Below are 13,477 nucleotides of genomic sequence, written 5' to 3'. Positions count from 1 at the left end.
CTTGCTCGCGATGACGGAGTGTCAGTCGACATTTTCGGTGTCTGACACACCGCCATCGCGAGCAAGCTCGCTCCCACAGGTTCTCGGGTTCCATTGCGACAAAACAATGTCCAGGGCCTAACCTCATTGGCTAAGTGACCAACAACCCGTCGAGCTCGCCGATGCGCAATGTCTTGAAGTCAATGATTTACGTCGCCTTCGCGGTTCTGGTGGCAAGCCCGGGATGGCTGTTGGCGGGGGATATGGCCGACGCTCCTGCTCTTGCCCCCGCCCCCGCCCCCGCAGCCCCGATCATCAGCATCTCCGACAGCGAATTGCTGGGGGTGCAAAACCAGCTCAACAGCCTCAAGCAGCAGGTTTCCCAAGCCAGCAATTACACCCAGCTGGAAAGCTCACAGGACCAGGTGCAAGTACTGATTCAGGAGATTGAACGCCTGTCCACATCGCTGCTGCCTGGCCAGGCGCAATTGCAGGCGCAACTGAACGTGCTGGGGCCCGTGCCGCTTGACGAGAACGCACAGGTGACATCTGCAATTACTACCCAACGAGACGCCCTCGGCGAGCAAAAAAACAAGATCGACAGCCAACTCAAAACCCTGGCCGCGCTTAAAATAAGTGCCGCCGAGCTGATCACCCAGATTGCCAGCATTCGGCGCAGCTTGCTGGAAGCGGAAGTGACTCAGCAGACCAGCAGTATCCTGAGCCCGAGATTCTGGTCGCCATTGTTCGCTCTTCCGATCGAGGACCGTCAACGTTTCAGCGCCCTCATCGAGCAACTCGAGGCCACGCACCGGGCCGCCTGGCAACCCGGACAACGCGGGATCACGGCCATCCTGTTGATCCTGGCCCTGCTCATATGGACCGTGGGTCGAAACCTCGCCAGCCGGATTCTGGCGTGGCTGTGCTTTCATCGAATGCCTGCAGGCCGGCTGCGGCGCAGCTCCCTTGCGCTGGCGTCGGTGATGGCGACGGTGCTGACCGCTGGCATCGCCCTGCAACTGCTGCATTTTGCCGGGACCCGGCAACTGCCCTACCCCCCCCTGCTGGCCGACCTGGCGCAATATCTGGAAAAGCTGGCCTATACCTGCGTACTGATCACCGGATTGAGCCGCGCACTGTTGTCCACCAAACATCCTTCCTGGCGCCTGCCCGATATTGCCGATCCGGTGGCGCTGGCGATGGAGCCCTATCCGAGGTTGCTGGCCAGCCTGCTGCTGGTGCTGGTGACCCTGGTGCAGATGAGCAATGTCACCGGCATGAGCGCCGAAGTGGTGTTGTTCGGTCGGGGCATCGTGGCATTGGTCGCGGCACTGGTGATCGGTGCGCTGCTGTTGCGCGTCAGCAAGACGCGCAGAGACCTGATCGTTGCCGGAGAAGCCCCCGAAGGCGTCACCACCTTCGCCGGCCTGATTTACACGTTCACGGGCGCTGCCGTGGTGGTGTCCCTGTTCGCCCTGTTGATCGGCTACGTGACGATGGCCCGGTTCATCACCTATGAAATGGTCTGGATATTCATCATCTGCGCCGGTTTCTACCTGCTCACACAGGTCTATCAGGACACCTGCGACTACGTTTTTTCGCCCCGGCAACCCACCGGCAAGACCATCAAACAGCTGCTGGGCATCGGCAATCCGCGCCTGGAACAGATCTGCACCGTGTTATCCGGAGCCGGCCGCGCCATCCTGATACTGATTGGCCTCATTGCGCTGTTTGTCGGCGGGATCGGTACGACACTCGGGCAACTGTTCACCGGCACTGTGGCCGTACTCGGCGGTGAAGGGCTGCGCAAGCTGAACATCGTCCCGGACAATTTGATGCATGCCCTCCTGACACTGATGATCGGTGTCTACCTGATTCGTACCCTGCGCCGCTGGCTGGATCGCGAATTCCTGCCGAAAACCGAGATGGACCCGGGCATGTGCGCCTCGCTGAGTACCCTGTTCGCCAACATCGGCTACGTGTCCGTCGTTCTGCTCACGCTGGCGTCGCTGGGGATCAAGTGGACCAACCTGGCCTGGATTGTCAGTGCTTTGTCGGTGGGTATCGGCTTTGGCCTGCAGGAGATCGTGAAGAACTTCATCTCCGGCCTGATCCTGCTGACCGAGCGCCCGGTGAAAGTCGGCGACCTGATCAGCATCAGCGGCGTCGAAGGCGACATCCGCCGGATCAACGTACGGGCCACGGAAATACAACTGGCCGACCGCTCGATCATGATCGTGCCCAACTCCCACCTGATTTCGCAGAACCTGCGCAACGTCACCCTCGGCGGCAGCGCCCAGGGCGTGGTGATACTCGAGCTGATGTTCCCGTTGGATATCGATCCGGAGCTGGTGCAAAACCTGCTGATGGACACCTACACCGAGCATGAATCCATTCTGGATAAACCAGCGCCGTTTTTGCGCTTCAGTCAGCTGAAACCCGAAGGAATCACATTGACCATCACCGGCTATGTCGGCAGCCCACGCACGGTCGGCGCGATCAAGAGCCAGCTGCTGTTTGAAATTCTCAAGCGGTTGGGGGCCGCCGGGATTGAACTGGCGAAACCGCCTGCAGCGTGATGTGGGGGCGAGCCTGCTCGCGATGGTCGCCAACGATAACGCGAACTAACTGACAGACCGCATTATCTTGACGTTTTTCGCGAGCAAGCTCGCTCCTACAGGTTGATCAATGTGCGATGCACACCGACTTGAGCTCGGTGTAAGCCTCGATCACCGCACGACCGAACTCACGGCCCATGCCCGATTGCTTGACGCCACCGAACGGCATCGCCGGGTCGAGCAGCACGTGGGCGTTGACCCAGACCGTACCGGCTTCGATGCGAGGCACCAGGTTCATCGCTTTGCCCAGGTCATTGGTCCACAGGCTGGCCGCCAGGCCGTAGCGGTTGTCGTTGGCCAGTTCGATCACGGCGTCTTCGTCGTCGAACGGCATCACGCCCAGAACCGGGCCGAACACTTCTTCGCGGGCCACGGCCATGCTGTGGTCGATGTCCGCCAGAATGGTTGGCTGCACGAAGAAACCATCACCCTCCAGCAACTCGCCGCCAGTCACCACCCGCGCACCTTGCTGTCGGGCCAGTTCGATGTGCTTGAGCACGCTTTGTTGTTGCTTGCGCGATACCAGCGGGTTGATTGCCGCGTCGCAATTCATGCCAGCGCCAATCGGCATCGAAGAAACGGCGGCGGCCAGGGCTTCGACGAATTGGTCGTGGATCGAACGGTGCACGTAGAAGCGCGAGGCCGCGGCGCAGACCTGGCCATTGTTCAGCAAGCCGCCGAGGATCGCGCCTTGCACGGCTTTTTCGATGTCGGCATCGGCGAGCACGATCATCGGGTTCTTGCCGCCCAGTTCCAGGGAGAAGCGCGTCATGTTTTCCATGCACGCCACGCCGACACTCTTGCCCACGGCGGTGGAACCGGTGAACGACACTTTGCTCACCAAAGGATGCTGGGTCAGCACGCCGCCAACGGAGGCGCCACCACCGGTGACCACGTTGAATACGCCAGCCGGGATGCCGGCTTCCAGCGCCAGTTCAGCCAGGCGCATGGCGGTCAGCGGGGTTTCCATGGCTGGCTTGATGATCACCGTGCAACCGGTGGCCAGGGCTGGCATCAGCTTCCAGGCGGCGATCAGCAGCGGGAAGTTCCACGGCACGATGCCGACCACCACGCCCACCGGCTCACGCTTGGTGAACGCGGTGAACTTCGCACCCGGTGGCAACGGGATCGACACATCGAAGGTCTGGCCTTCGATCTTGGTCGCCCAACCGGACATGTAGCGCATGAATTCCACCGTGGCGTTGAGGTCCAGGGCGCGGGCCATGTTGATCGACTTGCCCTGGCTCAGGGTTTCCAACTGAGCCAGTTCTTCGGCGTGTTCTTCAACCAGGCGGGTGAAGTTCAGCAGGATGCGTTCACGGTCCGCCGGGCGCAGGCTCGACCACACGCCAGATTTGAAAGCCTTGTGGGACGACTGCACCGCACGCTCGACGAGTTCCAGCGGCGCATCCAGGGTTTCACACAGGGTTTGCCCGGTGGCCGGATTGACCACGGCGATGCTGTCGCCCTCGGCAAGCACCCACTGGCCGTCAATGAAGCAGCCGTGACGACGTTCGAGGAATGCAGCAACCTGGGGCAGGATTTCAACGTTGCTCATAATTCACCTTTCATTCAGACGATGTGTTCAGGCGCAAATCCGGCCTGATCAGTGTTGTTCTTTGAGGAAGCACGCGACCGCCTGGCGGTCGTCGGCGGAAGCCAGGCCCATGTAGGGCATGTAGGTACCCGGCACGAAAGCCTGGGGCTGGGTGATCAATTGCGTGATGTTCTCGGCCTGCCAGTCGACGTCTTTGTCGCGCATGGCCTGGGAGTAGCTGAAGCCCGCCAGCGAGCCGGACTTGCGTCCATACACACCGAACAGGTTCGGCCCCATCATGCCGGTCGTGCCCTTGGTCACCGCGTGGCAGACGCTGCACTCAGTGGCAAACACTTCGGCACCACGGCGCGTGTCCGGGGCGCACTCGGCGGCGGACACCGCCTGAACCAGGGTGAAAGACAGCAAACCGATCACGGGCAAACGCAGCGAAGTGAACATAGGAAAACGACCTTGAAAATCCACGCGCCCGCCAGCAGGCGAACGCCAACACTAAAAATGCCGAGGCAACGGTGCTTCGGCAGGTTGGTAGGGATTGTCGGTGGTCGCCGACACGCAGGTTTTGCCCTGCGTGCCAGTTGTGTTGGCGGTTGTGCCAGATTGCGTATTAGAAACAGCACGTGCAGGTATGCGACATCAGGAGCTCGTTTTAGCTGAGCTGAGAAGGCGGTGACCTCGTTATTTTTTTTGAGTAGAAGGCGCCGTGAACACGGGTGCAACCGCCGCGCGGATAAAAGCTTCATCCAGAGTGCTTGCACCGTAAGAGTCCAAGAACTCTTTACCGGAGCTGAACGGTACAAACCGTCGCATGCTGATCATATAAAAGTTGTCACAGTTGCTCACAACCTCCTCGATGTTATGTGAAGACACTAGAATTGCCGTTCCCTCAGCAGCAGCTCCACGCAAACACTTCCAAATGTAGTGTCTGAACTCAGGATCAACTCCAGCGGTGGGTTCATCCAGTATCACCAGATCCGCCTCTACAGCCAGCAATGATAGAGTAAAGAACCAACGCTTTTCGCCATAGCTGCAAACAGAAGACTTTTTGCTCCAGATTTCCTTATATCGCTCAATTATTTCCGGGCTCCAGACAGCGAGCTTTTTCAAAGCATGCTCTTGCGACATTCGGATCGGAGAGCAAAGTAATGTAGTCATTTTAAAGATATCGAACATACGCAGCACGGGGGGCGTCATGATCGTCTGTGATAAATAAAGCTGCCTGACAAACCTATTGACAAGCTGCCCTTCTTTCGCCTTTTTCAAGCCGCATACAATATCGAAAAACGTAGTCTTTCCAGAGCCGTTTGGACCCAGCAGACCGGTAATAGAGCCTGGAATCACACTGATAGATGCGTCATTGAATATTGTTTTTTCAGAATACTCAAAACAAAGCGAACTAGCTTTTATAATACCCATCAATACCGACTCCACACTGGATTTATGCGCAAAAATCGCAAGGACAACAAAAATACAGTAATAAAAGAAAAGAAAACCCCCAATATCAAAACCGGGTGCCTTTCAACCCCCCCAATCATTATTTGATTTGCAATATATAAAGGATTAAACCTTTTGATAATATCCAATACAGGATGCAAATCGCGAACACTTAGAACACCCAACACAAGCATTCCAAATGACGTCACGGAGAAAATTGTATTGGCATTCTGAAAACTAACAGGCAACAAGCTCAACAGAACTCCAGGCACACAAAACAATACATAGCAGATATAAAACCGAGAAAAAACCAATAAAAACTCAGCCACATCAAAGCCTCCAAAAGAAAAACATGTCAACACATAGAAAGCGGCACAGTAAATCGAAGAAATAAGTGAGCAAGCAAAAAACTGCGCCAACATAAATATCAGCTTGGCTTCGGATGTATAAACAAACGATCTAATGAATCCACTTTCCCTTCTACCTACGATGTAAAAGGAGAAGCCAAAAAAAGCGACACTTGAAGAAATATAAGCATGAAACCAAGAAGTGCTTTCTAAATAGCTCATACCCGAAGGAGAAAGCTCTCCTCTGGAGTATGCCAGCAAATAATAGGTCGCTACCGGCGAAACAATAATCCAAAAAAGCGCAACAGGTTCTTTTAGCTGTTCCTTCACAAACAACCACGTAAGCTCGAAAGATCTTGATATTGTAAAAGCTGTCATGAGTCACCCTTTCATGGAAATGGAACCATAATTTTCTTCCGTTCAGAAAATATCTGCCCCATAAATCTCTCAGAGTATTTATTGCGGAAATTTATCCCCCTAGAGTTATTCATATGCAAAAATAAATCGGGAGAAACAAACTTACAGAAAAAATACAAGCCGCTCTGCATCACAAGAGAATTAACGTAGAGATAACCATCAATCCGCTGAGACTTGAGCGCAGCCAAAAGTCCAGACAAGTTAAACTCAAGCGAAGACTCTGATGTGTCGGAACCACGGAAATTTACCGAAGTTATCTCCTTGTATGTTCCATAGGTGTTACAGCTTAAAAAATACTTCAAATATGAATCTTTAACCTCTTCGACGTCACCCTCAGTAGCTCGAAACAAATCAATGAATCTGTAGGTTTGCCACAGCTCATAGATTGATTTCTCAAGTGCGCTGCTTAGCGTTTCCGCATACGACATTCCGGCGCAATACCTAACGTGACGCTTATTATCCTTTTGACCGTAAACAGCCAACAAACATACACCTGGGTAATCATAATCTGTTATATCGATAACCGTAATCTCACCTGACTTGCATAGTGCGTCGTATAACGTTTGAGCGCGACCTTCACTCAGGGCTATTTTGATGTCAGTTTCAAGAACCAGCTGAGTGCATTCCTTTGTGAGCCAAAATCTTGCTAGAAACTGCCTTTCCAAATATTCCTTTATCGACCCAAAAGCTGCATCCTCAAATCGGTAGTGAAAACTGCAACCGCATGTATCTCGCAGCGGATATATTGAATTTTCACTTTCAATTTTATTATAGTTAAGAGAAACACATGCGGTAGGTATGTGACAGCAAGAAAAATCCGATACACGCAACACCTCCGTCAAATTATATGAATGTTTGGCAAGCTGCGCGGATGTCAAATTACTCTCATTAGTTTGAGAAAAAGCATAAATAAACTTCCCAGCTTCAAATCTCGACAATGTATGAGTGATACCCCCTACTACGTCGGGCTTAACCTCCATGTAGAAATGCCGTCTTTCAAAGTACTCACCTAGCGCCGCTTTTATAGAGGAGGAACCGTTCCCTATTCCAGATCCTCCGTTTAACCAAGGGTCTTCTACTTCAACAGAAGACGGAAGAGACAGTAAGCAGGCTGGCTGACAAATCAATGCACCAGGTAACGTTGAGTAGTGACTAGAATTATATAGAATCACATTGCTCACCAATGAAGTGCACACACATAGGAAAGAAAAGAGTTGGATTAAGACCTATTGCCTTACACAGCATCGTGTCTGTGTACGCGGACCACAACCTGCATCGCAATCCAAGCTTTTTGGCTTGCAATTCGATCAGCATGTAAATTGATCCAACCTCCATAAGCGCAAGTCTGTACCCTCGATATCTGTACTTAAATAGTGTTTTAGGTATGTAGACGGCATAAACTATCGCTATACGAGGTGTGCCAATACTACCTGGAGATGACAAAATTGCCCTCTTAAAATCATCGATATTTTGTGTACCCTGCATTACTTCAAACCTCCTCGACCGCGGTAGTAAATGCAAGATCTTTTCAGAACATGGCCAACTTTCCTCATCATCCATCAGAGAACAAATAAACATCTCAACTGGATATAATGCACCACCGCTTGGATATCCACGCTTATAACTATTTTTTCTTGGGGAAAGCACAGGAGACATAAGCTTTTCTAGCTTCGAAAAAACTATATTTGTGCTGGAGAAGGTTTCACATGATTCATCACGACAAACATCCGAATCCAAATTCAATTCAGAGCGAACAGGGAATTCCAAATTTAGATCCGGGTAAATCCGCAGTTCGTTCCCGGTTAACTGAGTAAGCTGCTCATTGCTGACATTATGAAGACGAGTTGCATGCTTGAATGCATCATGGATCGTATAATTCCCCTTTACGTGAAAGTCCAAGGTTTCCGCATGAACAGTTGAACTCATGAACTTCAGATAATAGTCATGGGGTATATACTTCATCCCTGCACCCTCAAACAGTCGCACATATACCAATGAGAGGCCGAGACATCCCTCACGAAGTTACCATTAAAATCAACATAGGAGTCTTGAAGTACATTATCCTGATAACGATATTCACTACCAGGTTTCGTTAGCAGCTTTATTTTCTTTGCAATCGCCCCAACAACCAATGATCGCTGCAGGATATTTAGCGAATCGGTAGGAACGGCTATATGCTTATTTTTGCAAAAATTAAGCAGCCTTGACCAAGTATTCCTGCCACTATGATATTCCTCATAGTTTATCAGCCTGTCTATGCTGCAAAAATGACATGGATTTCCGACTTTCGGCAAGTACGGCTGACTGATACAGAACGAATTACCCGAGCGATAACAAACACTGATCGCACTGTCCGGCGCAGCATTTACAACATCGAAGTATATTTTCTTTATAAAATCATAATCATAATTCATGCAAGCGATTACGATGTAGCATTTCTTACTTAAAACAATGTCCTTAAGCGAGTCTGAGATATCACTTATTTCTAACGGGGTATCGATCTCACTTCTTAACAATGCCTCTAGTTCGGTGGTTTTGTCCCAATCATGGGCCACAATTGTTTTCTCAAAGTAAATTTCACCAGGGTCTTCTTTAATAGAGAGCGCTTTTTCTAAAAAATCATAGGCGGCTTCTGGATTTAAGCCATGCTCCGACAATATCTCCAAAAACTCAGCCTTTGAAATATTCTTATAATTTTTTAACTTAGTCAGAGCCGCCACCAAAGATGGCGAACTGATCTTCGAAACACCTTTCCTTGAAACTACTAAATTATCAGAGTGAAAATTAAGTATTTCGTAGCTTTGTATATTTAACATCATCCAGTTCCTTTATATGGCTTTTCTGGCTAACACCAGAAAAGCCATACTTGATGAATTGTCAGTCGTTGTCGGACGATACCTGAGGAGTTACTGCGTTCCCTCCACTCCCACCGCTTCCGCCGCTCCCGCCACTACAACCGCCGCCACCCCCACATCCGCCGCTACCTCCACATCCGCCTTGACCGCCAGACCCTCCAGCCATGTGTGGGCATGAGCCGTATTCAAACTCATCGCCAAGATAAAGAACGTCTCCAAAGTTTTCGCTGTTCATCATTGTTTACTCGCTATTAGAGAAAACGCCACCAAAGTTAGTGACCCTTCTATATTTAGTAACTTCCAGAACTTGACGCAAGAGGCCATTTTTTTGTGCGTAGGAATTTTCACTCAACATCTAAGGAAAATTCGTGCGAGATTTCCGGATCGTTTTTCGTTCACTCTCTGTTTAAAAAATGGCATCGCACTGGCAGATATCTATAAGTACTTAAAATCCAAAACCAAAGTTGACTCAAAACTAAAACAAGCCGAAAGACACTGAACTCAGAGATCTGTAGGACAGAGTAAGAAATGTCTTTCTTTTTCAAAGGATATTTTTTGAAGTTTGATTTTAAATTTTAAAAAATACGACGAACGGTAACCTTGATGATCGTATGCCGTTCTGTGGTGAGCTTCTAACTGGCGACGATGGTGTCCGCTACGTTGTTGGCAGTGGTGTTTGGGGATGCACTGCTCAGTCCGTGCAGTAGGAAAAGGAACGCACCCGCCTACAGAGCTTCAAGCGATGCGGAGCTACCGTAGGCTCGAGCCGCGTTCGGACGATCATTTGAGCTTATTTTTTGAAAGCAAGATCAAAAGATCGCAGCCTGCGGCAGCTCCTACCGGGAAATGGTCACGCTCAATTCATGTAGCGCTTGCGATACTCACCCGGCGAAACACCAAAGCGCGCCTTGAACGCCGTGGAAAAATAGCTCGAATCGTTAAAGCCCCATTCGTAGCCCAGCGCACACAATTTGCCCTCACCCCGCGCATGGCGCAGTTGTTCGGCGCAAAGGTCCAGGCGGCGGTTTTTCATGTATTGCGCGACCACCAGGCCGTGTCGGGAAAACAGCCGGTACAGGCCGCGCACGGAGACGCCCACCTCGGCCGCCAGCCATTCGGGGCACAGCGCCTCGTCACCAATGTGTTCATCGATAACGCGCAAGGCCTTGCGGAAGGTGCGAGCCTGGGGTGAGTCGTCCAACTCGCTCGCCCCCATCGCCGGGCGCAGCAGGCTGATCACCGCGTCCAGCGTCGCTTCGCTTTCCGCGTGATTGAGGCCTTGCTCCGTTGAACCGAGGATCAGGCGCTTGGCCAACCCCGCCATCGGCGCCGAAGCCGGAATGCGCTGCGCGGGTTTGACCGTGGTGTAACGCAGGTGCTGTTCGACCCGCTCCCGGGGCAGTATCAATGACAACTGACGGGCGTTGTTGCGGTACACAAAGTTGCTCGGACGCGTGGAGTCGATCAGCGTGATATCCCCTGGCAACAGGGTGATGCAACTGCCCTGCTGCTCCATCACGGCTTCGCCGGCCAGCTGGAACGCCGCGTAGAAATGCGAGCCTTCGCCCTGATCGATCTCATGCTGGGTGCGGAACAGTCGGGCCTGGGCCACGTCGACAAAACTCATCTTGAGCTCACCGCTGCGGTACTCATCGATAGAGCCCGCAAACTGCGCCCCCAACACATTGGCACCAAAGCGCCCGCAGACCTGATTGACCTTGTCGAGCCATTGATCAAAGCGCTCGACCTGTTGTGCATTGCTCATCGCAGCCTCATCCATCGCATTAGTCGCTGCGAGGCGCCCTGCACTTTTCGTTCCTGTCGCTCGCCACCGAGAAATACCGCGGTGGTCATGCCGATCCGTGCGCGATTACTGCGCAGCGCCTGGTCTCGTGCACCAGGAACCGGCGTCGTGGCAACGCGCCATGCAATCTGGCATGCACAACCAACTAATTGGCAAACAGGGAAAAGGGCAAACAATAGCCGCGCCTTAGTATCCGGACAGACCGCAAACCTGCGCTCAAGAACAAGAACGGATGCCACACCATGCTCAAGTCCCCCTTGCTTCGTCTCTCGACGCTCGCGCTGATGATCAGTGCCGGCAATGCCGGTGCCTATGAACTCTACGCCGATGACGACAGCCATCTGAACGCTACCCTCGAAGCCGTGTTCGGCATTTTCCACAGTCAGGAAAACTACGCCCTGTCCGGTCGCCTGAATGAAGGCAGCTCGTCGTGGCGCGAGGGCTACATCAAATACGGCTTGAGCTTCGATCAAGGCCTGGGCGGTGTGGGCACCGCGTACGGCGCGGCGAACATGCTCAGCTCCGGCACCTGGGGCGATGGCGATGCCGCCGGCTTCTCCGATGGTTCGGAACGCACCACCAAGTTCGAAGACGCCTACCTCGGCTGGCGCTCGGCCGATCTGTTCGGCGCGCTGGGCAGTGACGGCGTCGACCTGTCCTTCGGTCGCCAGAACATTGTGGTCGGTGACGGTTTCCTGATCGACGGCGACGCGCTGAACATGGGCAAAGGCCTGGCCGACGGCGAATTCAACCGGGGCGGCGCCTACTACCTGGCGGCACGCAAGGCCTTCGACGAAACCGCCGTATTGCGCCTGGGCGGCAAGGAAGGCTGGCGCAGCGACCTGATGTGGCTCAAATCCGACAACCGCGCCCAGGCCAAGACCGAAATGTACGTCGGCACCCTGGAGCACGTGGCCGAGGCCGGCACGGTCGGCCTGACCTTCATCAAGACCACCGATATCGATGAACAGTACGCCTCGCCGATCCAGCTCGAACGCGACGGCATGAAGACCTACAGCCTGCGTGCGGCGGGCAACGCCGGGGTGAAAGACCTGTTCCTGTCCGGTGAATACGCCAAGCAGGACAAACCCAACACCTCCAGCGAAGACGCCTGGTACCTGGAAGCCGGCTGGACCTTCTCCGACGCGGTCTGGACGCCTAGCGCCAGCTACCGCTACAGCCGCTTCTCGGAAGGCTACGACACCCTGTTCTACGGTTTCAGCCGTGGCTACGGCACCTGGTTCCAGGGTGAAGTGGCGGGCAACTACGCCGGGCCGTTCAACAGCAACTCGCGCATCCAGAACGTCACGCTGAAAGTTTCGCCACTGGAGAACCTCACCGTCGGCGCGATGTACTTCAACTTCGACACCATCGACCGCAACCTGGGCAACACCGATGGCCACGAAGTCGACCTGTACGCCGAATGGCACGTCAACGACCACCTGACCGTGATGCCACTGGTGGGCATCTACCAACCGGACAAGAGCGCCGAAGACGGCGGTACCCAACTGGGTAACAACGACAAGAACGTCTACGCCCAGGTGGTGTTCGCCACCGGCTTCTAATCTCGGCCGCGGGCAGTGGCCACGCCATTGCCCGCGTGGAAAAAGGTATTTCCAATGCACAGAACATTCCTGACGATCCAGAGCAAGATCGCCCTGCTCGCCGGTCTCTGCCTGCTGTTGGTCGTCGGCTTGTTGATGGGTTTGTCGCTCTATCAGACCCACAAGAGCAGCCGGCAAGTGGCCGAGGCCAGCGGCGACATGCTCGCCAATGCGGCCAGGGAACACATGCAGGCCCTGGGCAAAGTGCAGGCCATGCAAGTGCAGCGCACCTTCATGCAGACCCACGAATACGGCCAGGGGTTATCGCGCTACTTGTTGTACCTGCGACAGTTGCAGCATCAGGGCAGGCTGACTCGCCCGCAACTGCGCCAGGAACTCAGCACCCAGCTTCACCAAGCCTTGATCGACAAGCCCGACCTGCTCGGGCTTTATGTCATTTTCGAACCCGGTGCACTCGATGGCGCCGATGCCGGTTTCGCCAACCATGCGGAACTTGGCAGTAATGAAACCGGGCGCTTTGCGCTCTATTGGGTGCAGAGCAAACCCGGCGAACTGCAAGCGGTGATCGGCGACGAAAGCCTGCTCGCCAACACCGAGCCGGGGCCGAGCGGCGCGCCGTACAACGCCTTCTATACCTGCGCCCGCGACAACCGCCAGGCCTGTGTGCTGGAGCCGTACTTCGATGAAGCCTCCGGAAGCCGCAAACTGGTGACCAGTGTTGCCTTCCCGCTGCTGGAAAACGGCAAGGTCATCGCCGTGGTGGGACTGGATATCAACCTTGCCGCCTTGCAACGCAACAGCGAAGCCAGCGCCCGTGAACTGTTCGACGGCAACGGCCAGATCAGCATCGTCAGCCCCCGTGGGGTGATTTCTGCCAACAGCCAGGACGTCGGTCGCCTCGGT

9 protein-coding genes and 1 pseudogene are annotated in these 13,477 nt (G+C 53.8%); 3 read left to right on the top strand and 7 right to left on the bottom strand.

The window, feature by feature from the left end; all coding sequences use genetic code 11:
* Positions 1-161: 161 nt before the first annotated feature.
* The gene (locus AC1Q6Y_RS22940; protein WP_492625211.1) at positions 162-2,558 is read left to right on the top strand and encodes a DUF3772 domain-containing protein; all 2,397 of its coding nucleotides are present in this window, start codon (positions 162-164) and stop codon (positions 2,556-2,558) included.
* 106 nt (positions 2,559-2,664) lie between these two features.
* Here the strand turns inward: AC1Q6Y_RS22940 and AC1Q6Y_RS22935 are convergent, their stop codons facing one another.
* From AC1Q6Y_RS22935 to feaR, 7 genes are all read right to left on the bottom strand, one after another.
* Positions 2,665-4,155, bottom strand: a complete 1,491-nt coding sequence (locus AC1Q6Y_RS22935) for an aldehyde dehydrogenase family protein (protein WP_057715395.1) — start codon at positions 4,153-4,155, stop codon at positions 2,665-2,667.
* A gap of 48 nt (positions 4,156-4,203) precedes the next feature.
* The gene (locus AC1Q6Y_RS22930; protein ID WP_090454817.1) at positions 4,204-4,593 is read right to left on the bottom strand and encodes a c-type cytochrome; all 390 of its coding nucleotides are present in this window, start codon (positions 4,591-4,593) and stop codon (positions 4,204-4,206) included.
* Between the two features lie 237 nt (positions 4,594-4,830).
* Entirely contained in the window at positions 4,831-5,568 is a 738-nt protein-coding gene (locus AC1Q6Y_RS22925; RefSeq protein WP_057715397.1) for an AAA family ATPase, read from the bottom strand.
* Positions 5,568-6,311 (bottom strand): ABC transporter permease, encoded by a 744-nt coding sequence (locus AC1Q6Y_RS22920; RefSeq protein WP_492588072.1) that lies wholly within the window; start codon positions 6,309-6,311, stop codon positions 5,568-5,570. Before AC1Q6Y_RS22920 ends, AC1Q6Y_RS22925 begins: the two co-directional genes overlap by 1 nt.
* Before the next feature lie 11 nt (positions 6,312-6,322).
* The gene (locus tag AC1Q6Y_RS22915) at positions 6,323-7,522 is read right to left on the bottom strand and encodes a YcaO-like family protein (protein WP_492588071.1); all 1,200 of its coding nucleotides are present in this window, start codon (positions 7,520-7,522) and stop codon (positions 6,323-6,325) included.
* Between the two features lie 786 nt (positions 7,523-8,308).
* Positions 8,309-9,166 (bottom strand): McbB family protein, encoded by an 858-nt coding sequence (locus AC1Q6Y_RS22910; protein WP_492588070.1) that lies wholly within the window; start codon positions 9,164-9,166, stop codon positions 8,309-8,311.
* Between the two features lie 895 nt (positions 9,167-10,061).
* Positions 10,062-10,970, bottom strand: a complete 909-nt coding sequence (gene feaR, locus AC1Q6Y_RS22905; RefSeq protein ID WP_492625210.1) for a transcriptional regulator FeaR — start codon at positions 10,968-10,970, stop codon at positions 10,062-10,064.
* 281 nt (positions 10,971-11,251) lie between these two features.
* Between feaR and AC1Q6Y_RS22900 the strand changes: the two genes are divergently transcribed.
* Together AC1Q6Y_RS22900 and AC1Q6Y_RS22895 are read left to right on the top strand one after the other, a co-directional pair.
* Complete coding sequence (locus AC1Q6Y_RS22900; RefSeq protein WP_057715399.1) at positions 11,252-12,574, top strand: alginate export family protein; 1,323 nt, start codon at positions 11,252-11,254, stop codon at positions 12,572-12,574.
* 54 nt (positions 12,575-12,628) lie between these two features.
* Positions 12,629-13,354, top strand: a pseudogene (locus AC1Q6Y_RS22895) (cache domain-containing protein); the annotation flags it as partial.
* Positions 13,355-13,477 lie beyond the last annotated feature (123 nt).

It is taken from the genome of Pseudomonas sp. GW823-FHT06E10 (assembly GCF_058794995.1).
This window is presented reverse-complemented; position numbering and strand designations above follow the sequence as displayed.